This is a genomic window from Shewanella sp. 10N.286.51.B2, assembly GCF_041469265.1.
In the GTDB taxonomy this organism is placed as follows: domain Bacteria; phylum Pseudomonadota; class Gammaproteobacteria; order Enterobacterales; family Shewanellaceae; genus Shewanella.
The window spans coordinates 19,066-40,376 of record NZ_JBFRKH010000028.1; the positions used below are offsets into that span (position 1 = coordinate 19,066).

The 21,311-nt window shown below is 42.5% G+C and carries 22 protein-coding genes; 6 read left to right on the forward strand and 16 right to left on the reverse strand.

Features of this window, described 5'->3' with window-relative positions; all coding sequences use genetic code 11:
• Nucleotides 1–50: 50 nt before the first annotated feature.
• From AB4140_RS07895 to AB4140_RS07965, 15 genes are all read right to left on the reverse strand, one after another.
• Entirely contained in the window at nt 51–1,448 is a 1,398-nt protein-coding gene (locus AB4140_RS07895; RefSeq protein WP_372000479.1) for an ATP-binding protein, read from the reverse strand.
• 33 nt (nt 1,449–1,481) lie between these two features.
• Entirely contained in the window at nt 1,482–2,141 is a 660-nt protein-coding gene (locus AB4140_RS07900) for a response regulator transcription factor (RefSeq protein WP_102440584.1), read from the reverse strand.
• A 47-nt stretch (nt 2,142–2,188) separates the two neighbouring features.
• Nucleotides 2,189–3,016: an FAD:protein FMN transferase gene (locus AB4140_RS07905; protein ID WP_372000495.1), complete on the reverse strand. Its 828-nt coding sequence runs from the start codon at nt 3,014–3,016 to the stop codon at nt 2,189–2,191.
• Between the two features lie 153 nt (nt 3,017–3,169).
• Nucleotides 3,170–4,480, reverse strand: coding sequence for a DUF3570 domain-containing protein (locus AB4140_RS07910; protein ID WP_372000481.1), 1,311 nt, complete (start codon nt 4,478–4,480; stop codon nt 3,170–3,172).
• Nucleotides 4,471–4,710: a DUF4266 domain-containing protein gene (locus AB4140_RS07915; protein WP_102440587.1), complete on the reverse strand. Its 240-nt coding sequence runs from the start codon at nt 4,708–4,710 to the stop codon at nt 4,471–4,473. The genes AB4140_RS07910 and AB4140_RS07915 overlap by 10 nt, the downstream gene beginning before the upstream one ends.
• A 4-nt stretch (nt 4,711–4,714) precedes the next feature.
• On the reverse strand, nt 4,715–5,194 hold the full coding sequence (locus AB4140_RS07920) for a TlpA disulfide reductase family protein (protein ID WP_102440588.1): 480 nt from the start codon (nt 5,192–5,194) through the stop codon (nt 4,715–4,717).
• Between the two features lie 333 nt (nt 5,195–5,527).
• Nucleotides 5,528–6,094 carry a cytochrome b/b6 domain-containing protein gene (locus AB4140_RS07925; protein WP_157936137.1) on the reverse strand — a complete coding sequence of 189 codons (567 nt, stop codon included), beginning with the start codon at nt 6,092–6,094 and terminating at the stop codon, nt 5,528–5,530.
• Between the two features lie 228 nt (nt 6,095–6,322).
• Nucleotides 6,323–7,789 carry a ribosome biogenesis GTPase Der gene (gene der, locus AB4140_RS07930; protein WP_102520528.1) on the reverse strand — a complete coding sequence of 489 codons (1,467 nt, stop codon included), beginning with the start codon at nt 7,787–7,789 and terminating at the stop codon, nt 6,323–6,325.
• A gap of 79 nt (nt 7,790–7,868) precedes the next feature.
• Nucleotides 7,869–9,056: an outer membrane protein assembly factor BamB gene (gene bamB, locus AB4140_RS07935; protein WP_076542699.1), complete on the reverse strand. Its 1,188-nt coding sequence runs from the start codon at nt 9,054–9,056 to the stop codon at nt 7,869–7,871.
• A 12-nt stretch (nt 9,057–9,068) separates the two neighbouring features.
• Nucleotides 9,069–9,686: a tetratricopeptide repeat protein gene (locus AB4140_RS07940; protein WP_076542697.1), complete on the reverse strand. Its 618-nt coding sequence runs from the start codon at nt 9,684–9,686 to the stop codon at nt 9,069–9,071.
• 52 nt (nt 9,687–9,738) lie between these two features.
• Nucleotides 9,739–11,013, reverse strand: a complete 1,275-nt coding sequence (gene hisS, locus AB4140_RS07945; RefSeq protein ID WP_102440590.1) for a histidine--tRNA ligase — start codon at nt 11,011–11,013, stop codon at nt 9,739–9,741.
• 98 nt (nt 11,014–11,111) lie between these two features.
• The gene (gene ispG / locus AB4140_RS07950) at nt 11,112–12,227 is read right to left on the reverse strand and encodes a flavodoxin-dependent (E)-4-hydroxy-3-methylbut-2-enyl-diphosphate synthase (protein WP_076542693.1); all 1,116 of its coding nucleotides are present in this window, start codon (nt 12,225–12,227) and stop codon (nt 11,112–11,114) included.
• Nucleotides 12,228–12,279: 52 nt separating this feature from the next.
• Entirely contained in the window at nt 12,280–13,263 is a 984-nt protein-coding gene (locus AB4140_RS07955; RefSeq protein ID WP_102440591.1) for a RodZ domain-containing protein, read from the reverse strand.
• On the reverse strand, nt 13,263–14,045 hold the full coding sequence (gene pilW / locus AB4140_RS07960; RefSeq protein WP_102477209.1) for a type IV pilus biogenesis/stability protein PilW: 783 nt from the start codon (nt 14,043–14,045) through the stop codon (nt 13,263–13,265). The genes AB4140_RS07955 and pilW overlap by 1 nt, the downstream gene beginning before the upstream one ends.
• 34 nt (nt 14,046–14,079) lie before the next feature.
• Nucleotides 14,080–15,201, reverse strand: a complete 1,122-nt coding sequence (locus AB4140_RS07965) for a bifunctional tRNA (adenosine(37)-C2)-methyltransferase TrmG/ribosomal RNA large subunit methyltransferase RlmN (RefSeq protein WP_076542685.1) — start codon at nt 15,199–15,201, stop codon at nt 14,080–14,082.
• Between the two features lie 159 nt (nt 15,202–15,360).
• Between AB4140_RS07965 and AB4140_RS07970 the strand changes: the two genes are divergently transcribed.
• The 4 genes from AB4140_RS07970 to AB4140_RS07985 all read left to right on the forward strand — a co-directional run bounded on the left by AB4140_RS07970 (nt 15,361) and on the right by AB4140_RS07985 (nt 19,474).
• Nucleotides 15,361–16,443, forward strand: a complete 1,083-nt coding sequence (locus AB4140_RS07970) for a CNNM domain-containing protein (RefSeq protein WP_102440593.1) — start codon at nt 15,361–15,363, stop codon at nt 16,441–16,443.
• A gap of 209 nt (nt 16,444–16,652) precedes the next feature.
• Entirely contained in the window at nt 16,653–18,413 is a 1,761-nt protein-coding gene (locus AB4140_RS07975) for a bifunctional UDP-sugar hydrolase/5'-nucleotidase (protein ID WP_372000486.1), read from the forward strand.
• Nucleotides 18,414–18,573: 160 nt separating this feature from the next.
• The gene (locus AB4140_RS07980) at nt 18,574–18,876 is read left to right on the forward strand and encodes an NrfJ (RefSeq protein WP_102440595.1); all 303 of its coding nucleotides are present in this window, start codon (nt 18,574–18,576) and stop codon (nt 18,874–18,876) included.
• Between the two features lie 73 nt (nt 18,877–18,949).
• The gene (locus tag AB4140_RS07985; protein ID WP_102440596.1) at nt 18,950–19,474 is read left to right on the forward strand and encodes a GNAT family N-acetyltransferase; all 525 of its coding nucleotides are present in this window, start codon (nt 18,950–18,952) and stop codon (nt 19,472–19,474) included.
• A 75-nt stretch (nt 19,475–19,549) separates the two neighbouring features.
• Here AB4140_RS07985 and AB4140_RS07990 read toward each other — a convergent pair whose 3' ends face one another.
• Entirely contained in the window at nt 19,550–19,762 is a 213-nt protein-coding gene (locus AB4140_RS07990; protein ID WP_102440597.1) for a DUF3820 family protein, read from the reverse strand.
• Between the two features lie 442 nt (nt 19,763–20,204).
• Between AB4140_RS07990 and AB4140_RS07995 the strand changes: the two genes are divergently transcribed.
• Nucleotides 20,205–20,951 carry an AAA family ATPase gene (locus AB4140_RS07995; protein ID WP_076542673.1) on the forward strand — a complete coding sequence of 249 codons (747 nt, stop codon included), beginning with the start codon at nt 20,205–20,207 and terminating at the stop codon, nt 20,949–20,951.
• Nucleotides 20,911–21,309 (forward strand): CopG family transcriptional regulator, encoded by a 399-nt coding sequence (locus AB4140_RS08000; RefSeq protein WP_133126441.1) that lies wholly within the window; start codon nt 20,911–20,913, stop codon nt 21,307–21,309. The genes AB4140_RS07995 and AB4140_RS08000 overlap by 41 nt, the downstream gene beginning before the upstream one ends.
• The last annotated feature ends 2 nt before the right edge of the window (nt 21,310–21,311 follow it).

Genomic DNA, 21,311 nt, shown 5'->3' on the forward strand with positions numbered 1-21,311 from the left:
CACATTCACTGTGACTCAGGCTTTTTTATCCCAAGATTAAATAAGTTAGTTTAATTGGGTAACACAATGTTGACCTTTAGCCCTTGAGGCTTAGCTTGATGAAAACTCAAATCACCTTGGTGCAACATAATAATTAGCTGACAAATGGATAACCCTAACCCTGCACCTTGGGATACATTTTCATCAACCCGATAAAAACGGTTCTTGGCTAAATCAATTTCGCTTGCAGACATGCCTATGCCTTGATCAATGATATTTATAACGCATTGGTTAGCTTCTTGCTCAGCACCAATGCTAATAACCGATTCTTTAGGGCTGTATTTACAAGCATTTTCGATAATGTTTTTTAATACTAATTCAAGATAAAAGCTATCAGCTTTAACGGTAAGTCCCTTAGGAATATCAAGCTGCCACTGATAATCGGCCACAATATGCACTAACTGATTAATCACATTATCAATCAAGCTTTGTAAGTCGCATTCAGTTTTATTAATCGCTTCAATGGCATCAACCCTTGAGAGTAATAACAGTTGTTCAACGGTATGACTCATGCGCGTAATGCCCTGCCCCATGGCTTGGGTGTAAGGTATTGCTTGTTGCTTTAAGCTTTCATCGGTTGATGAATTAATCACGCTTTCTAAACCATCACCATGAAGTTTAATGATGGCTAAGGGGGTCTTTAATTCATGGGCGGCATCAGCACTAAAGCGTCGTTCGCGGATCATCATATCGGCGATACGGGCTAAATAACTATTAAGCGACTGCTGAATTGTAATAAGTTCTGACGGTAAGCGGATATTAATTGGCGCTAGATCTTGAGCACTGCGATAAGCTAAATGGCGCTCGAGTAGCTTGATGGGTTTAAATAAGTAGTAAGTCACCAATAGCATAATCAGCAACATGATCGGCGCAATAATCAAAGGCGAGCGCCAGCTATTGGCGTTAATTTTATCCACCAACTCTTGGCGCACATCATCACGCTGTGCAGTCACTATCCACACCTGTTGCGCCGTTGAAAACAAGCTATACACATGCCAGGTGTGCTCACCGACTGCCTGATAGGCATAGCCGTGGTTAAAATCCGTTAGCGGTTGCTCGCCAGTATTATCTGAGTATGCAAGTAACTCACCTGCTGAGGTAAATAATTGAAATGACAGCTTTCGCTCGTAAGAGAGGGTTTCTACCGTAGACTGCTCGGCAAAGGTTTCTATTTCAGACTCTGACACATGAAAGCGAATAGGTTGCTCAATTAAGCTTGCTACTTTGGCGGCAGTAAGCCTTTTGACATAAAACAAATCCAGCACTTTGGCGGTTTGCACCATTTCTGCATCAAATAGCTCTTCTATCTCGTACATGGCATCGCGGCTACTCAGCACACTGGCAACCGATACGGTCAGTAAGATGCCGACTAACATCAATAAACTAAGGGAGAAACGTAACGAAAACATAATATCCTTTTATGATCTACTGACCATTAATGCTTATTGAATTTCAGCTAAAATATAGCCAATGCCTCTAACAGTTTTAATCAGTTCTGGGGCCATTTTTTTACGTAAATGATGAATATGCACTTCAATGGAATTACTGCCGACTTCATCCCAACCATAGGTTAATTGCTCAAGCTGGCTGCGGGTTAGTACTCGCCCTGCTGATTGGGCAAACTCCAATAACAATTGATATTCCCGCCGTGGCAGATTGATTAATTGCTCTCGAAAATGCACTTCACAACAACTGAAATCGATGGTCAATGCGCCGAAACTAAATTGATTGTTATCTAAGCCGTGTTGGCGGCGAACAATCGCTCGCAGTCTTGCAACTAATTCCCGCACATCAAACGGTTTACTAAGATAATCATCAGCGCCAATGTCTAAACAGTTTAAGCGAGTATCAAAATCCGTATTGGCTGTAAGCACAATAATCGGCAAAGATACTCCCGCTTTACGCCAGTGCTTTAATAAATCTTCGCCATTGCCATCAGGCAAACCTAAATCAAGAATAATGGCGCTAAAATCTTCATTATCCAGCGCCGCTAATGCTTGGTTATAAGAACATAAGTGATCCACTTGGATCCCTTCTTTAGCCAAACTCAAAACCACGCCTTGTGCTAATAACTGATTGTCTTCTACTAACAATACCCGCATCGGTTATTCCCTTATTACTTTTATAATAACTAAAGCGCGATTTAAGCTTATCTAAACACTTTAAAGTCAACACCTTGCTCACTCAAAAAGGCTTCAGCAGCAGCGCCTTTTAACATTGCCATGGTCGATAACATTCCCGCGGTTACGCTATTTGGCCCTAATACCGTCACTGAAAGCGGCGCTTGCTCCACAGGATATCCTGTTCGAGGATTAATAATGTGGCCATAGCGTTTTTGATCCACTTCAATGTAGCGCCGAGTGGTGCCGCTAGTGGCTAATGCGCCTTGGCGTATGGTTAACAGCGCCGCGGCATTATCCAATTGCTGCGGGTTTTCAATCCCCACTTGCCAGCCATCTGGGTTAAGGATGGGACAGGCAATATCGCCGCCAAAATTAACTAACACAGAGATATCAGGCCAACGCTTGCTGAGTAATTGCGCTGTACTATCCACCGCATACTCTTTGCCTATGCCACCAAAATCTAAACTCATTGCTGCAGGCATAGTCAATTTGCTGTCAGTAAAATCAATGGCGCTAAAATCCACTAGCTTTAATGCCGATTTAATCGCACTAGCTGGTGGCACTTGATGGCTACCATCAAAGCGCCACAACTTCATTAAAGGACCTGCGCTGATATCAAAAGCGCCGTCACTTAATTGATAACATTGCTGGGCAAATTGCAGTAAATGTGCGGTTTCAGCATCAATGTTAACCGCCTGCCCTTGGGCATTATTGAGTTGCCAAACAATATTACCTTGTAAAAAACGGCTATATTTACGCTCTATTCTACTGGCTTCAGCCACCGCGATATTTAACATCTGCTGGGCAATGCACTCATCATCTAGTCGCATTAACATTTCACATGGACTTGCCATGGCGCTAAATGAACCTAAAAAGCCCCAAGGGCGACGTGTAAGCGTCGCGACCTGTGGGGCCTTAGATGTAGCGGCTTGTGATGTAACAGCGGCTTTATTTAACAATTTCAATAACTCTGATGTTTTGCGTTTATTTATCTTAAGACTATTTATTTAAAACGAATAGCTTATTTGAGCTACGATTGCTTTCACCGATGGAAATAAATCCTGATTATTTAACTCACCAGGGATATCTGTGCCGTTGTTTTCAGGGTTTTGCTGATAATACTCAATACGATAGCTAAGTTCATGGCCGCCAGATAAGCGATGGCCAAACTTAAGCCCTACGGTATAAGCTGACATGTCACCAATGCGATAATCCGCACTGGCATACTCAGGTAATGCAGCTTCTGTGCGCAATAATGGCTGATAAAACTCAGCAGCTTGCTGCTGGTAATAACGCAAATGCAGCTGGCCATATAAGCTTGGGATAAAGTAATAGCGATAATGGGTTTCTAAAGTGTGCGCTTGAATATCCCAGTCATCAGTATTGTAGCGATAAGAGAAATCAATCACCCCTGAGTCCAATGCGCCTTTTGCTAACAAGAAAACACTGTGCTTAGTGCGCGAGTCTGGGCGGTTTTCATAGCGATAACCATGGGACTCACCGTTACCATCGACCATACTGAGAATTTTATAGGGATCGGTCATATAGCCCGACACACTTGAAAAACCGTAGTTGGCTTGCATTAACCAGTTACGATTCAAGATTTGGGTCACACCTAGCATGACATCAGCGGTTTGCTTGGTGTCATCACCGTCTAATCGAGTGGCGTCAAATGCAGCTTGAAAGGCATCATCACCATCATAATCACCGCGAAATACCATTTCTGATAACGCCACAGGACGTCCGCCCACAGGATCAACAGTATCATTCGTATAGGCACCCGATAAGGCAAGGGTGGTGTTGTTTTTGTTAAAACTGCGCTCCACACCCGCATTTAAGCCTAATGATAAATAATCATATTCTTTAGAACCATAAACACCTAAGTTAACCGTCCAGTCAGGATTTAAAATTTCCTGCCAATTGGCACTTAACTGCACCCGGGTATCTTGGAACGTATCATCAAGGGGCGTTTCACCTGGGGCGACCGTATACTCTCCCTTACCTGAAGGTCGAGTAAAGGTTTGGCTGATGGATTGTGCTACAGCGCCAGAAGCTGAAGCGCCGGTTAAGCTGTCGACAACGATTTTCATATCGAGCAGCGAATCTTCACCAAAGGCTTTTTGCACATTACCAATAGCTTCAACGGCTTGTACACGGTCTTGCTCACCGTAATACATAATGGCGGCATCGACTTTCCAATCATCGTTTGCCGGTACCGGCTCTTGTGCGCTAGCTTGTTGTGACAACAAACTGCAGCTAGCCATGGCCAATGCACTAGCGATGCTTTGTTTCGGCGTTAGTTTCGAAGTTAGTTGCATCCACAACCTCCACCAGCTAATGAGCGTCCGCCACTGGTGCCTTCTTTACTGAAGTAAATATGGTCATCCAATGCTAAATCTAACTTTTCATTATTAAGTGCCATATCAGCGCGGGCAAATTGATCCTTCTCCCACGGCTCTACCCCTAAACTCGAACAGCCTGCTAAACTGCTGATAATAGACAAGGCCAATAACAGCTTAATGTATTGCTTAAAACTCGATTTTTTCATTGGCTTATTCCTTTAATAACAGTTGAATTTCATGTTCGTAAGCAGGCTTGTTCTTGTCAAAAAAACCAACATGACGCTGAACTAATTCGCCTTGGCGGTTAAATAAATAGCTACTTGGCATACCAGGTAAATCAAACTCCCTTGCCACATCCCCTTCTGGATTAAAGCGTAAATTAAAATTAGCGGGGATTTTAGTGAGGAACTCATGGGCTAACTCAGTATCAACATCAAGATTGATAGCAACCACTTCAAAGCCTTGCTGCTGGTATTTGGCCTGCATCTGGTTCATCCAAGGAAAAGACTTTCGACATGGACCGCACCATGATGCCCAAAAATCCACATACACCACCTTGCCAGCAAACTCTTTCAAGCTAGTTTCGGTGCCATCTTTGGTTAGTACAGTATGCTCAAGTGAAGGCGCGGCAAATAATGGGCCGCTAAAGGCCAATGTGAGTAACAAACTCGCTAGTAATGATCGCTTCATGGAGTCTCGCTTTGTTAGTTTTAATTTTTGAGGAGTCATGAATGACTAATTTTTAATGATTCAATATCATCTAAGTTAAATCTTCAATCTTAAGGTTTTATTAAGCATTGTGACGAGTTAGTTTAACAGAGTGTTAAGTTGGAGAGTTAAATAGGTAAAGATTAACCCGTTAACAAGGTCTGACGAGTATAGGATAGCGAACAAGAGTTGGTTAATGAGGACTAATAATCACCGCGCTAGCACTAACGCCATGACGCGGTCTTGAAGCAATAGCTAGAACAACCGCTGATACGCTGCTCAATAGGCTTAGTTCAACACAACTGGTGACTGTGTTTACCCGCCGATGATTCTCGAGACTAAGCCCTTATCGTGGGTAAATTCGGCCAGTATTATTCCGGCCAAATGCAAACTGATAAACGGAATAAAATACCACAAGGCAAGTTTATGCACGGTTTCAGCTTGGTGTTCAATTGACTCTGGTCCAAATTCAATCAACAAGCCTGTGGAGACCGATAACGCAATACCCAGATAAAATAGCCAATATACCCACGCTTGAAATTTTTCACGGCCGCTAGCCTGTTTACTGAATGCGCTAGGGTATTGTAAACCGCATTTTGCCATATAGATAAAGCGCAGCGACACAAAAACAGCCACCGCATAACCAAAATATAGGTGCCACTGGAACATCACATTACGGATACTTTTAGCAATGATGACGGCTTGTTTATCGCTGATGAGTAAATCAAGCGGCAATAGCCCTTGTTGGATCATCTCTGCCATATGATTTTTCTCCATCCAGCCTAAACGCAGTAAGATGGTTAACAGCATCACCAACATCGACAACGCAAGCCCCCAATGCAGAAGACGATGGATAGCAGGGAAATGGCTGTGAGTACTCATAAAAACCTCAGCGATTGAAAGTGAATGATTATTATAAGAGGTAAAACTTAACATTTGCTTATGCTAGATCATTGAGCGTTTCACCTTACCAAGCCAATAACATTCAATAACCTCGGTTCAAACACCTCGGTTCAAACTCCTCAGTTCAAACACTAGTAAATCAGAGACATAAAAAAACCTGAATCACTTTGCAGTCATTCAGGTTTTGCTTAACTCACAGAAAATAATTTATTTTTTGCGGCTATTAATGTGGCTCATTGCGCGTTTACGGCGACGCTCTTGACTAATGGTTAGCTTTTCATGGCGGCCTTCAAATGGATTAGCTCCCTCTTGAAAGCGCATTTGAATTGGCGTACCCACAACTTTCAATGAACGACGGAAGTAGTTCATCATGTAACGCTTGTATGAGTCAGGTAACTTGCTTACTTGGTTACCGTGTACCACAACGATTGGCGGGTTATAACCACCGGCATGGGCATACTTAAGCTTCACTCGGCGACCATGTACTAATGGTGGCTGATGATCATCTTGTGACATTTGCATAACGCGGGTCAGCATTGAAGTACTTACGCGGCGCGTTGCACTGTCATAGGCTTCTTCAATTGACTCGTATAAATGACCAACACCTGTGCCATGAAGCGCTGAAATAAAGTGAATGCGGGCAAAATCGATAAAACCTAAACGGCGATCTAACTCACTTTTGACACCTTCTTTAAATGCTTGGTCAAGACCATCCCATTTATTCACAGCAAGTACAATTGCACGACCAGCATTAAGCGCAAAACCAAGCAAACCAAGATCTTGCTCTGTAATACCGTCTTGAGCGTCGATCACTAACAAGACAACGTTAGAATCTTCAACTGCTTTCAGGGTTTTAATCACTGAAAACTTCTCAATAACTTCATGTACTTTCGCGCGGCGACGCACACCAGCAGTATCAATTAATACGTATTGACGACCTTCACGTTCCATTGGAATGTAAATACTGTCACGAGTCGTACCTGGTGCATCGTAAACAACCACACGCTCTTCACCTAAAATACGGTTAGTTAGCGTTGATTTACCTACGTTAGGCTTACCAATAATAGCAAGCTTAATCGGTAAGTTTTGCAGGCGCTCTTGTTCAGCTTCGGCTTCTTCTTCAGTGTACTCACGTACATCTTCAACTTCTTCACCGTCTTCTTGGCGAGTAATACCCATAGCTTCAGCATAAGGCGCAAGTGAGTATTCAATCATATTGGTAACACCGCGACCTTGCGCAGCTGCCATTTGATAAACTTCACCTAAACCTAATGACCAAAACTCAGCACAGGCTGAATCAGCATCAATACCATCAACTTTGTTAGCAACAACAAAGGTAGTTTTATCACGGCTACGTAAATGCTCAGCAATCGCTAAATCAGCTGCTGTTAAGCCTGCACGAGCATCAGTTAAAAATAGCACCACATCTGCTTCTTCAATCGCCGCTAGCGATTGTTCAGCCATCTTAGTTTCAATCCCTTCTTCAGTGCCATCGATACCACCAGTATCAACCACAATGAATTCATAACCAGCTAAAAACGCACGTCCATATTTACGGTCACGAGTTAAACCAGGAAAATCGGCGACAAGCGCATCTCTTGTGCGAGTAAGGCGATTAAATAAAGTTGACTTACCAACATTAGGTCGCCCCACAAGGGCCACTACAGGGATCATGATTTTGCCTCTAAAAACTTTAAAATAAAAAGCCCCCGGAACACACTTCCAGGGGCTCTAATAAGGTTTGCTATTCAATTTATGGCAGTACAATCGTCGCGATTTTGCCGCTACGACCTTGCACATAAATTTTATCTCCAACCACTACTGGTTGTGAGAATAAACCATCACTATCAACCTCAACACGTCCAGCGACTTCGCCAGAGTTGCGGTCAATAAAATGTAAGTAACCTTCAAAGTCACCTACAACAATATAAGAGCCTATAACGGCAGGTGAAGTTAAACTACGATTCATTAACGTAGAGTTACTCCATAATTCAAGACCGTTACGTCTATCTACTGAATAAATTCGGCTGTGGTCATCGACTAAGTATAGTCCAACCCCTGCTGTCGCTAATTCATTGAAGCTTGAATACTTACGCGTCCATACAACACGACCCGTTCTTAGCTCCATAGACACTAAGTTACCATTGTAACTTACCGCGTATAAATTATCGCCCAAAATTAACGGTGTCATGTCCACATCGGCCATACGAGTAAACTCGTTACCACCGGTTGGGTTAAATACCGCCTGCTCCCAAGCCACTTGTCCATTGTTTTTGACAATAACCGCTATTTTACCATCAGCAGTGCCAAGGAAGAAACCACCTGAATCATAAGCTGCTGAGCTAGTGCCGCGTAGCGTTAGATTTGGCAGTTGCATCTCATGGGTCCACAGTTTAGCACCGTCATCAATATCAAATGCTTCAAAGTTACCATCACTGGTATGCACGCCAACTGAATCTTCAGACACAGTTGGAGCCGATAACAGCTCACCGCTTGCAACTGCTGACCATACGGTCTCACCGGTTTGAGCATCTAATGCCACCAATAAACCAGACTCGCCGCCAATAAAGACTTTATTACGGCCAGCGGTAACGCCTGCGGCAATGCGTGCCTCTTTCGTTTTCGCCAGCTCAGTATGTTTAAATTCTGAAGCTAAGTCTTTACGCCAAGCCACTTTGCCTGTTGCTTCTTCAAAGGCGACGACCTCACCGTTGCGATCGGCCACATATACATGGTCATATCGAATAGCCGGTTTAAGTTGAGAATAAAAGTCACCGACTCCGCCCCCAACCTTGGCATGCCAGTTTACTTCTGGAAAAACAGTTGCTTGAATTTCAGTTAGTTCAGTAACAACTTCTTCTTCATTATCATTTGAAGAACAAGCAGATAGCAATGCGACGCTTAAGCCCGCTGCTAGCAAAGTTTTGCATAAAGACTTCATTCGGCTAATTCCTTATGCCTTGTTTAAATTGTCTAGCTTCATTTGTAATGCAGGACTGGTTAACGAACCGCCGTTATCAACAGCAGCTTGGTAAGCTGAACGTGCACTATCCATGTCACCTTGACGCACAAGTAAATCGCCTTTTAACTCATCACGTTGAGCATTAAATGCTTCATCGGTAATTTGCTCTAATGTCGCAATTGCAGTGCCGATGTTACCTTGCTCTGCTTGCACGCGAGATAGACGTAACGTCGCTAAAGACTCTAAAGCAGCACCCGGTTTTGCAGCAATGATTTTAGTAAAAGCCGCTTCTGCTTTATCTAACTCGCCTGCATCGACAGCAGCTTTAGCTGACATGAGTTCAAGCAAGGCTTGGTAACCTTTTTGATCGTGCTGTGCACCAAACTCAGCGATAGCTGCTTGTACTGCACTGCTGTCGCTGTTAGCAGTAATGCGTTGAAATGCTTCTGATGCAGCTTCCGATTTTTCAATTTTTACGTCAGAGTAATAATTCCAACCGTACAATCCACCTAGACCTACGACTGCACCCACAATGATTGAGCTGCCGTAATCTTTCCAGAACTGCTTAATAGCATCTACTTGTTGTTCTTCTGTGCTATAAATTTCCACGCGCACTTCCCCTTTCTATTCAGTTCTGTTTTTTATTAGCTAAGGGCTAATATTAAAATAATGATTTTATCGTAGTCGCCAACTCTTCTCGGGCAACTAAAAGTTGTTCGTTCTTATTTCTCAGTGGCTTAATTGCAACTTGGTTATTGGCAATTTCGTTTTCACCAATGATCAGGGCGTACTGCGCACCGCTTTTATCAGCACGTTTCATCTGCTTTTTAAAGTTACCGCCGCCACAATGACTCATGACTTTAAGCGCTGGCAGGCTTTGACGCAACTCTTGGGCAATTTTAATTGCTTCAACTAAGCAGTTTTCGCCCATTGCCGTGACATAAACATCGACAACTGGCGCGACATCTTTATCAAGCTCAAGGGTTTGCAGTAGTAAGACAATACGCTCAAGTCCCATTGCAAAACCTACTGCAGGGGTATCTTTACCACCCAATTGACCAACCAGACCATCATAACGACCACCAGCAAGTACCGTTCCTTGAGAGCCTAAGCTATCCGTTACCCACTCAAAAACGGTGCGGTTATAGTAATCTAAACCACGCACAAGACGAGGATTAATTGTGTATTGGATGCCGACAGCGTCTAAGAGTTCACATAAGGTTGAAAAATGTGTTTTTGATTCTTCACCTAAATAATCCATTAACTCTGGCGCATCAGCTAGCAAGGCTTGAACCTGTGGCGATTTAGAATCCAATACTCGTAGCGGGTTTGAATACATACGGCGCTGTGAGTCTTCATCTAATTGCTCTTTGTGCTGCTCTAAAAATGCAATTAATGCATCACGGTAAGTAGCACGTTCAGCAGGATCACCTAAGGTATTAAGTTCCAGTTTAACGTGGTCTTTAATGCCAAATGAATCCCATAATCTTGCAGATAACATCAATACTTCCGCATCAATGTCCGCACTTGCAATGCCGTACACTTCAACACCAAATTGGTGGAATTGACGGTAACGACCTTTTTGAGGACGTTCATGACGGAACATAGGTCCCATGTACCATAAACGTTGCTCTTGGTTGTAAAGTAAACCATGCTCATTTCCCGCACGAACAGTCGATGCTGTGCCTTCTGGGCGCAATGTTAAACTGTCTTCATTGCGATCAGCAAAGGTATACATTTCTTTTTCAACGATATCGGTGACTTCACCAATTGAGCGCTTGAATAAATCAGTACTTTCAACAATAGGAGTACGGATTTCACTGTAACCATAGGCACTAACAGTAGAGCGAATAACCGCTTCGACTTGTTGCCATAAAGGGCTTTGAGTTGGCAGAATGTCGTTCATTCCACGGATTGCTTGGATCTGTTTTGCCACGTTTAATTCGCCTAATTTTTAGCTAATTAATTAATCATATGCCTTACACAAAAAAACACCTACCACTGCTGGTAAGTGTGTTTTTATCTAAAACTAACTTATTCTGTTGCGTCTTTGATATCGATTCGGTTTTGCATTATCGCTGCTTTTGCGCGAATTTTTGCTTCCAGTGAATCCACTATATTGTTGTTATCAAAGCGCTCTTTTTGACGTTTACCGTCATCATAATAACCACTTTTTCCGTGGCTACCGGTTAAACCAATATCTGAAACTAACGCTTCACCTGGGCCATTGACCACACAGCCGATAATCGACACATCCATTGGGGTGGTGATATCTTCAAGGCGCATTTCTAACGCATTGACAGTGTTAATCACATCAAACTCTTGGCGTGAACAAGACGGACAGGCAATAAAGTTAATGCCGCGGCTGCGAATACGTAATGATTTTAAGATATCAAAACCGACTTTAATTTCTTCGACTGGATCTGCCGCTAATGAGATACGTAAAGTATCACCAATACCTTCAGCCAGTAACATGCCTAAGCCCACTGCTGATTTAACCGAACCCGCACGAGCGCCGCCTGCTTCAGTAATGCCTAAATGCAATGGCTGCTTAATTTGCTTGGCGAGTAAACGGTATGATTCAACCGCTAAAAATACGTCTGAAGCTTTTACACTGACTTTAAACTGGTCGAAGTTTAGACGGTCTAAAATATCCACATGACGCATGGCTGATTCAAGCAATGCTTCTGGTGTTGGCTCATGATACTTGTCCATCAGATCTTTTTCTAATGAACCGCCATTAACACCAATGCGAATTGGAATATTTTTATCACGCGCACATTCAACTACATTGCGAATACGTTCTTCATTACCAATGTTGCCGGGGTTAATCCGCAAACAATCAACACCGTATTCAGCCACTTTAAGTGCGATACGGTAATCAAAATGAATATCGGCAACTAAAGGTACACTAACGCGCTGCTTGATAAGCTTAAACGCTTCAGCGGCATCCATTGTTGGTACTGAGACTCGCACTATGTCTGCACCAACTTTTTCAAGGGCCAAAATTTGTGCAACTGTGGCGTCGACATCAGTGGTTTTAGTATTTGTCATCGATTGCACCGCAATTGGTGCACCATCGCCGATCGGAACATCCCCTACATAAATGCGGCTAGAAGGACGGCGGATGATTGGAGATTCGTTATACATAATCTGTTGCTCTACTACTTACCAAAATTGAGTTAACACTAAGCTTTAAAGACTAGGCTTTAGGCAGGGTTAACTTGGCCACACGGTCAGAAAACTCAGCAAGGCTGACATTTTCATTATTAAAGCTCATGGTGACAACTTGCGGCGCACCCAATATCACTTTAAAAGGTGCCTTGCCGGTGACTTCAACGACTCTAGCTGAGCCCTTAACGCCATCAACCAATGTTTTACCATCGGCATCGATAATGTTAACCCAGCAATCATCACTAAAGCTAAGCGATATAGTATCAGTTTCAATCACATCAGCAGTGGTTACTGCAGTATCAACTGCAGCTGTTATTGCTGGTGACACAGCAACAGAGTCAAGTGTGTCAGTCGCCGTTGCTGGCTTAATAACACGGTTACTCTCCTGAACATTACTGCTCACTTGAACTGCGTCATCGTTTTGACTTTGTGCTGAGATTACCTCGCTGGCAACGGGTTCCCGATAAGCCAGTTTAGGATCGATTTCTGGCTCTAATAAGTCTTGTGTTTGCTGCGCCACATTAGCAGCTGCGACTTCTTCTGCTGTCGGCTTTGATAAATCAACTCCCGTTAGCATTGAGTCTTTTTGTACCCACCACAACAATAATAGCGCAAGTAATATCGCTACGATGAGATAAGTAACTAAGGTGAGACGGCTGTCACGGGCTTCGCGGGTAGTTTTGCGAGAAAAGCTTTGCATAGCAGCAGTTTCATCAGGAAGTTGCTGGGCTAAACATTGTTGAACGGCATTAACATCTGCTTCAACGTACTTGGCAAAGTTTTTAGCGTAGCCGCGGGCATAGGTTGCTGAAGCAATATTATCAAAAATATCATTTTCAATATCTTCAATAACACTGGGACGCAAATGCAGCTGTAATGCCACAGCATCTATCGAGACACCCTTTTTTTCGCGGGCAGTGCGTAGCAGCATACCCGCTGTTGAAACAGTTTCGAGTAATTCAGCTTGCTCGAGATTATTATCTGTTTCTATCTCTGTAATTTTATTTGTCATTAATGCAAATTAGCCCTGTATTCTTTCGCTTGTTCTGAAGCAGGATATTTGGCAATTAAAGTAATTCCGTAGCGTTTTACCGCTTCATCATCCGCTAACTCACGGGAAATTTTAATACCTAATGCTAAGCTTTCTGGTGTTTGTTGTGCCACACGGTGAAGACGCGTTAAATTCGCTTTAGCGGCTTGATAATCATTTTCTACTATCGCAAGCTCAATCAATTCTTTCAAGGTTGATTGTCGTCTTGGATCATATCGCAGCGCATCTTCAAAATAGCCCTTGGCTTTTTCGGTGTCACCTGCAGACATACTACACACGCCTAAGTTTTCGTAGCTTGAAGCGGTGCGAGTGTATTGTTTGGTTTCAATCGCGGCTAATAGCATTTCTTCAGCTTGTGCGAATTTATCTTGCTGGCAAAGAAACACGCCAAAGTTATTTTTCGCATCACCACCTGCATCTGGCGCGGCAATGGCTTTACGGTAAGCCGCCTCTGTACGTACAGTATCACCTACCGTTTGGTAATAATACGCCATCGCGATATGCACTGAACTTAACTGCGGTGCATATTCAACCGCACGATTTAAATTAAATTTAGCTTGTTCAATATTGCCTCGATTTAAATAAGTCAGTCCCAGCTGCATTCGCTCAATAGCTGCGGCTTGCTTATCTAAGGTTCTTTCGGCAACAGGAATATCAGTACCGCTATAAGTTCGCTCAGTGACACAACCCGTTAGAGGTAATGCCATCGCGACTACAATCAAAAACTTTGGCAATCCATGCATATTCCAACGCCTATTAATCTATACAAACAATGAGTTAATCCATTGTGACCGAAATCTGATTTTGTTGCATTTGTTTTTTTGCTAAACGTTTAGTGCGATCACGAATATCACCGGCTAATTGTCCACAAGCCGCATCAATATCATCACCACGGGTTTTACGCACAATAACCGTTAAGCCGTATTCCATTAATACTTTAGAAAAACGGTCAATTCTAGAATTAGAAGAGCGACCATATGGCGAACCAGGATAAGGATTAAACGGAATTAAGTTAATCTTACACGGCGTGTCTTTCATTAGCTTGGCTAATTCATGGGCTTGATCTGTACTGTCATTGATATGATCAAGCATCACGTATTCGACTGTAACACGTCCGCGGTTAGCATTGGACTTTTCTAGGTAACGACGAATCCCAGCTAAAAATTCTTCTAGCGGGTATTTCTTGTTTACCGGCACCAATACATCACGCAGCTCATCATTTGGCGCATGAATACTCACCGCTAAAGCCACATCGATCACGTCACCTAATTTGTCTAACGCAGGCACGACACCTGAAGTCGATAAGGTCACACGACGCTTAGACAGACTAAAACCAAAGTCATCTAACATGATGTCCATTGCAGGGATCACATTGGCTAAGTTTAATAGTGGCTCACCCATTCCCATCATAACAACGTTAGTGATTGGACGATCGCCAGTGTCTTTATGGAAACCTAAAAATTCTGATACACGCCATACTTGACCGATGATTTCAGCCACTGAGAGGTTACGGTTGAAGCCTTGCTGCCCTGTTGAGCAGAAAGTACATTCCAATGCACAGCCCACTTGTGATGATACACACAGGGTTGCACGGTCTTCTTCAGGGATGTAAACAGTCTCGACTTCTTGGCCTTGACCAACATTGATCGCAAACTTAATGGTCCCATCAGATGACTTTTGAAAGCTAGCAATCTCAGGGGCAACAATTTCACACTTTCGAGCTAACTTAGCGCGCAGTGCCTTGTTAATATTGTTCATTTCTTCGAAGTCGCTAACACCAAAGTGATAAAGCCATTTCATCAATTGATCGGCTCGGAACGGTTTTTCGCCCATTTCTGCGAATAGCGCTCTCATCGATTTTCGATCAAGATCCAATAAATTGATCTTTTTTTCACTCATGTTGTGTAACCTCAAAAAACCTAAAACTTGCTTGCGGGCGGCGAATTATACAGATCCTAACAAAATTTGGCTATAGAAGTAGCAACAAAGCTTAGAGACTATGCTAGAATTTCCTCGGACTAATATTGGTCTGCCATTTGGAGGTGTAATTCCACCTTTATGATAACCCTTATCATTATAGTATTTATCGCCATTGCAATCTCTTTTCTTTGTAGTGTATTTGAGGCGGTACTACTGTCTGTTACGCCTAGTTATATTGCCACTTTGGCTAAAACGAATCGTAAAGCTGCCGATCGGCTTAATAAACAGAAAGAAAACGTGGAATCACCACTGGTTTCTATCCTGACTCTCAACACCATTTCCCATACCGTAGGCGCAGCTGTTGCTGGTGCTCAAGCGGCAAAGGTCTTTGGCGATGAAATGCTAGGGGTATTTTCCGGGGTACTGACCTTTCTCATCTTATTTTTCTCAGAAATCATTCCTAAAACCTTAGGTGCAAACTATTGGCGTTCATTAGCGCCATCAGTGTCGCTAGTTTTAGTGTGGTTAGAGCGTATTACCAAACCACTAATCTGGATGTCTTCAAAAGTCACCAAATTAATGGGTAAAGGCGACGAAGGGCAGTATATTCGTCAAGAAATGAGTGCGATGGCCGAAATTGGGCGACAATCAGGTGAACTTGATAAACAAGAGTCTGCCATTTTAACGCAAATGTTATCGGTTAAAGAAATGCCCGTTTCAGCGATTATGACACCGCGAACCGTGATGTTTAAATTACCGGTGACTCTGACCCAAGGGCAATTTGTGCAGCAGTTTTTAGCTAAACCCTTTACCCGTATTCCTGTATATGAAGACGACCCTGATAATATTATTGGTTATGTTAACCGTAATAATATCATTCAAGCAGAACGTTACACCCAGAAAGAATCCATTGGTGTATTGAAGAAAAACCTGCTGGTTATTCCTGAAACCGCCAAGATTTTACCGATATTTGAATTGATGATTAAGCGAAATACTAAAATCGCTATGATTGTCGATGAGTATGGTTCTGGTGAAGGTATTGTCACCTTAGAAGATATTGTTGAGTCTTTACTGGGACTAGAAATTGTCGATTCAAACGATCCTGTCACCGATATGCAGCAATTAGCGCGTAAATTGTGGAGTAGCCGCATGAAGCATAAAGGCATTGTATTATCTGATGACGGTGAGTTTACCAAGCAATCTCAAACCCCACCGCAATAATACTCTAGCTTTATAGCTATAGATTTAAGGGAGCTTAAGCTCCCTTTTTAATTTAGTTAATATAACCACAGCCTTGGTTTAACGGCTATGCATTAGCAGCAACTAAAGTAAACAACGACTAAAGTAAACAGCTACAAAAATCAGTCACCCATTAAGTTCATTAAACGCCGGATCAGGAACAGCCTCCTTTTTCTGTATTAGAGTAAAAGATGCCCAATAACTATCGCCTTAGCCTTGCTCATATTAACGATACTCATTCTAATTTTGAGCCTAGCAGTGTTCAATTTTCCTTATCGGTCGAGCAACAGCATTATCACGTCAACACGAAAACAGGTGGCTACGCCCGTTTAGGCCATCAAATTGAATCAGCAAGGCAACAAGCTGCTCAACATAACCATGAGTTTTTGTTTTTGCATGGCGGCGATAGCTTTCAAGGCACCTTATATTTTAGAGAATTTCAAGGCGCGGCTAACGCGCACCTACTCAATATGCTCAAACCCGATGCTATGGTGTTAGGTAATCATGAAATAGATGCAGGTAATAGCCCAGTACTGGCTTTTTTAAATCGTATCGAATTTCCGGTGTTAGCTGGTAATATGGATCTCAGCCAAGAGTTAACCGATAAAGAAGGCCGCCTAAGTGGTCACCCTATGCTTTATGATTACGACAATCAGACCCAATGTGCCAAGGTGCTAGTTAAGCCGTTTTATGATACTCACATCGCCATTGTCGGGATTACACTGGATCAGATGCCGCTGATTGCTCGCCCCGATCCTGATACCCATTTTATCAATGCCATTGACACGACGGCTAATACCATTGCCAGTCTGCAGCAGCAAGGCATACAGCATATTATTGTCCTCAGCCATTTAGGGCTAGAGCAAGACCGAGAGTTAGCAGAAAAAGTATCTGGGATCAGCGTCATAGTTGGTGGGCACTCACATACCTTACAAGGTCAATTCGATGAACTAGGTCTTAGCCACACTCCCTATGCTGAGCGGGTAAGTAACACCCCTATCATCCATGCCAGTAAATACGCTGAAGTCTTAGGCTTAGCTAATATCACTTTTGATCGCTCTGGCGCCTGTATTGCCATAAATGGTAATAACTACTTTATGATTGATGATGAATTAGAAGTGCTGTTTAATCCTAAGCAAGATAATCAGCTTACTAACCTCAATACTTTGCCCACAGAGCAGCAAATAAATAGCGTAAAAACCAAGCTTATCAGCCACCCTGCTATCCGTGGTGATCAGGCCTGTGAAAGCATTCATAACACTATAATGGAGCAATACCGCCCAGCGCTAAATGCGCTAGAAGAGCAAGTGCTTGCTTACATACCCCATGATTTCATTCATACCCGTTTACCCAGTAAGCACTTTCCCCATGGCAGTGAAATTGCCCCTTGGGTTTGTAGAAGTATGTTTAAAGCCACTAAGCATTCAGGTGAAAAACTCGATTTTGCCTTACATAATGCCGGTGGCGTTCGGCAGTCATTAAATAAAGGCAGCTTATCAATGGCGGATGTATTAGGGCGGATTTTGCCTTTTGAGTTGCCATTAGTGAAATATCAAATTCAAGGCAAATACCTTTATGAAGTGCTGGAGTCGGCCATTAATGCCGCCACCAATAATGGGGTAACTGGCACTGGCGCTGGTAGCTTCCCCTACACTTATGGTATCCGCTATTTCTATGATGGCACCTTAGCGATGCATCAACGTATTACCTCCGTTGAGTTATATCAAGACGGTTTATGGTCGGCAATTGATCCTGAAAAGCTCTATATTGGGGTGTCTTCGGCCTATACCGCCTTAGGTAAAGAAGGTTATGACGCATTACTAAAAGCCCATTGGCAACAAGACTTAGATACCATGACGTTACCTGAAGCCTTTGTTGATTTTGTTACCCAGCATGGAAACTTAATCGAAAACCCATTACAGCCTAATGTTTACTATATTAGCCACAGGTAATATTGAGTTTAAATTTTGCCTTGTGTAGTAATTTAGTATTCACAAATCTGCCGCGGATCACAGACCCTGTGTGCGCTTCATGATTTAATAAACTATCTTTATGTAGATTCATGACCTGAATCATTGCAAAATTTAGCCTAATCAAATAGGGAACGTATTCATGAAAGCAAAACTGATCAAATTAGCTGCAGCAGCAACATTAGCATTAGGCGTATCATCAGCATGGGCTGCTGGTATTATGCACCAAGGTGAAGTAGTAGAAACGATGAACAGCGGTGGTTATACCTATGTTCAAGTTAAAGCAGAAGATAAAACTTTTTGGGCTGCTGGCCCACAAGTTGCGATCACTAAAGGTGACACTGTGATCATGAATGAGCAAATGTGGATGCAAGATTTCACCAGCAGCACATTAAACAAAACCTTTGATAAATTATTATTTGTTGGCAAAATCGAGAAAAAATAACTCGCTTTAGCAATAAATACCCCATAATCGGCTAATTCTCATTAGCCGATTTTTTATCTGATATCAAGCAGCCATGACTCAAACAGCGCAATATTCAATTATCACCTTCAGGCCTGCTTTTGCTCAGCAAGTCAGTGAGCTAGTTCATCAAAGTGTTCGACAAATCTCACACCGACGATACTCTCAAGCCCAGTTAGCCGCATGGTCAACTAAACCGCGCTCAGCAAAACATTGGCAATTACGGCTGACGCGATCGCAATCTTGGTTAATGCTGGCAACAAACAAAGCCGATACTTTAGCAAGTCAGCAGCCAAAGGTTATTGGGGTTATCAATGTCGAAACCCATTTTAAAAGCCGCGGTTATATTGATAGTTTGTATATCGCCCCCGCCTATCAGCAACAAGGGCTAGCATGTCAGCTTTATGAAACCTTAGAAAAGTGGGCTCTCAGCCAAGGCTACGCAGAATTGAATGTTGATGCGTCATACTTATCAAAAGCATTTTTCATCAAGCAAGGGTTTACACTGATCCAGCCAAGCTACCAAATCAGTCAACAGCAGGTGATTAATAGTTTCTATTTAAGCAAGCCGCTCACTTAAATCTTAATCCTCAGCAGCACAAGGCAAGATATCAACTGATAAAGACAAGTCTTACAAACACGTTAACCAGTGGATTTACTTTGTTAATAACGGCTGCAGCATCTGCTCTAAACCATTAAGTTTTACTTCATACATCAATGCCAATTGCTCGCCTAACTTCCCCTCAGGAAAACCTTTACTATGAAACCACACCAGGTATGGCTCGGGTAATTCCAGTAACTTTCGTCCAGCATATTTACCAAATGGCATGGTTTGGTTAATGGCTTCTAATAATAATTTCTCATTCATAGTGTCAAAGTCTTTTTGTTCAGGAGATTTAGTTAACAATAGCAATATAACATTTTGGAATAGCGATAAATACAAAAGCAAAGTTTAGTTATAGATAAGAGTCATTTACATTTAGCGGTTGGCAACACTAGCCACTTTTCTGGTCATTGATTTATCAAATAATCAACTTAAGCAATTCAATTTATTGATAAATTCTAGTGAATAGCTCATAAGGTTAACACAGTCAAAAAATCGCCATTAGCCGCTATTTTGTCAAAAAACAAACGCCTGTCAAAGCCACTAAAACCGTCAATTTATAGCACATTGACGACCAAGTCATAGCAACATAAAGTTAATAACAAGTGCAACATAAAGCGTCAACGAAAAATCAACCTTTTATAACCAAGCGAATCAATAATGATTGACAATCCAATGGCGTTATACCACATCAGGAGATGTTTTGATGATTATCTTAGTCGGTGGTGAAAAAGGCGGTAGTGGTAAAAGCTGCTTAGCCCAAAATATCGCAGTATTTCTCGCTAAAGAAGCCACAGCCAGTATTATCATGGTCGATTGCGACCCGCAAAGAACCACATCAGATTGGATCCAAGCGCGCAATAACAACCCTGAATTACCAGCAATAAATTGCGTCCAATTGTACGGAAAAATCCGTAACGACTTACTCAGTCTTGAGAAACATTATGATTATGTACTCGTTGACTGCGGCGGCCAAGACAATTTAGCCCTGCGCGCTACATTATCAGTGGCCTCTCACGCCTTAATGCCCCTAAGACCCAAGCGTAGAGACCTAAAAACGGTCAGTCACATGGATGATATTGTCGCTACCTGCAAAATGATTAATCCCACCATGAAAGCCTCTTTTGTGGTAACTCAGTGTCCAAGTTTGCCTAACCAAGCAGGTCGAATACTCGAAGCTAAAGAGGTATGTAAAACTTACGATATTAACGTGCTTGATGCGATTACTTACAGCCGAAATATTTATGACGACAGTGAAGAGTCTGGCTTGTCAGTCATTGAAATAGACCCCAATGGAAAAGCCGCGGTTGAAATCCGTAATATTGCTTGTGAATTGCTAGAAGTAAGCGATGCCAAACAGCTAATCAGGCAGCGAAATAATAACGATAATGTAACGCAATTAGGGGGAAGTTATGGGCCTGGCCGATCTGAAGAAAACCGTTACGCCATGTAGTACGCCTTTTTTGCCGCAAATGTCAGTTGATGACTTTATTGAGGCAGCAAATCTTTACGCTATGGGCAAACCACAGCAGTCGAGCGCCTGTAAAAATGCAGATTCAAACCAACAGGCGATGCAGCAACTATGGGAATTAACCACCCAAGCTGAAGCGAATGAACCCATAAATGAAAAACCTAAACCATTTAGACGGGCAACATTTACCTTAAGTGAAGCGGCAATTGAGCAATTAAACTGCTTAAGTCAAAGCAGCCAATCGGCAAAGTCAAAGTTAATTAGAATATTGATTAAACAGCATTTTTCATTATCACTTGAAGAACAACAGCAAATAGAGCAACGACTGCAAATACGTTAAAT

Coding starts and splice junctions, on each gene's coding strand:
- AB4140_RS07895 (WP_372000479.1), bottom strand. CDS start 1,448: ATGTTTTCGTTACGTTTCTCCCTTAGTTTATTGATGTTAGTCGGCATC.
- AB4140_RS07900 (WP_102440584.1), bottom strand. CDS start 2,141: ATGCGGGTATTGTTAGTAGAAGACAATCAGTTATTAGCACAAGGCGTG.
- AB4140_RS07905 (WP_372000495.1), bottom strand. CDS start 3,016: ATGGCAAGTCCATGTGAAATGTTAATGCGACTAGATGATGAGTGCATT.
- AB4140_RS07910 (WP_372000481.1), bottom strand. CDS start 4,480: ATGCAACTAACTTCGAAACTAACGCCGAAACAAAGCATCGCTAGTGCA.
- AB4140_RS07915 (WP_102440587.1), bottom strand. CDS start 4,710: ATGAAAAAATCGAGTTTTAAGCAATACATTAAGCTGTTATTGGCCTTG.
- AB4140_RS07920 (WP_102440588.1), bottom strand. CDS start 5,194: ATGAAGCGATCATTACTAGCGAGTTTGTTACTCACATTGGCCTTTAGC.
- AB4140_RS07925 (WP_157936137.1), bottom strand. CDS start 6,094: ATGAGTACTCACAGCCATTTCCCTGCTATCCATCGTCTTCTGCATTGG.
- der (WP_102520528.1), bottom strand. CDS start 7,789: ATGATCCCTGTAGTGGCCCTTGTGGGGCGACCTAATGTTGGTAAGTCA.
- bamB (WP_076542699.1), bottom strand. CDS start 9,056: ATGAAGTCTTTATGCAAAACTTTGCTAGCAGCGGGCTTAAGCGTCGCA.
- ispG (WP_076542693.1), bottom strand. CDS start 12,227: ATGTATAACGAATCTCCAATCATCCGCCGTCCTTCTAGCCGCATTTAT.
- AB4140_RS07955 (WP_102440591.1), bottom strand. CDS start 13,263: ATGACAAATAAAATTACAGAGATAGAAACAGATAATAATCTCGAGCAA.
- pilW (WP_102477209.1), bottom strand. CDS start 14,045: ATGCATGGATTGCCAAAGTTTTTGATTGTAGTCGCGATGGCATTACCT.
- AB4140_RS07965 (WP_076542685.1), bottom strand. CDS start 15,201: ATGAGTGAAAAAAAGATCAATTTATTGGATCTTGATCGAAAATCGATG.
- AB4140_RS07970 (WP_102440593.1), top strand. CDS start 15,361: ATGATAACCCTTATCATTATAGTATTTATCGCCATTGCAATCTCTTTT.
- AB4140_RS07975 (WP_372000486.1), top strand. CDS start 16,653: ATGCCCAATAACTATCGCCTTAGCCTTGCTCATATTAACGATACTCAT.
- AB4140_RS07980 (WP_102440595.1), top strand. CDS start 18,574: ATGAAAGCAAAACTGATCAAATTAGCTGCAGCAGCAACATTAGCATTA.
- AB4140_RS07985 (WP_102440596.1), top strand. CDS start 18,950: ATGACTCAAACAGCGCAATATTCAATTATCACCTTCAGGCCTGCTTTT.
- AB4140_RS07990 (WP_102440597.1), bottom strand. CDS start 19,762: ATGAATGAGAAATTATTATTAGAAGCCATTAACCAAACCATGCCATTT.
- AB4140_RS07995 (WP_076542673.1), top strand. CDS start 20,205: ATGATTATCTTAGTCGGTGGTGAAAAAGGCGGTAGTGGTAAAAGCTGC.
- AB4140_RS08000 (WP_133126441.1), top strand. CDS start 20,911: ATGGGCCTGGCCGATCTGAAGAAAACCGTTACGCCATGTAGTACGCCT.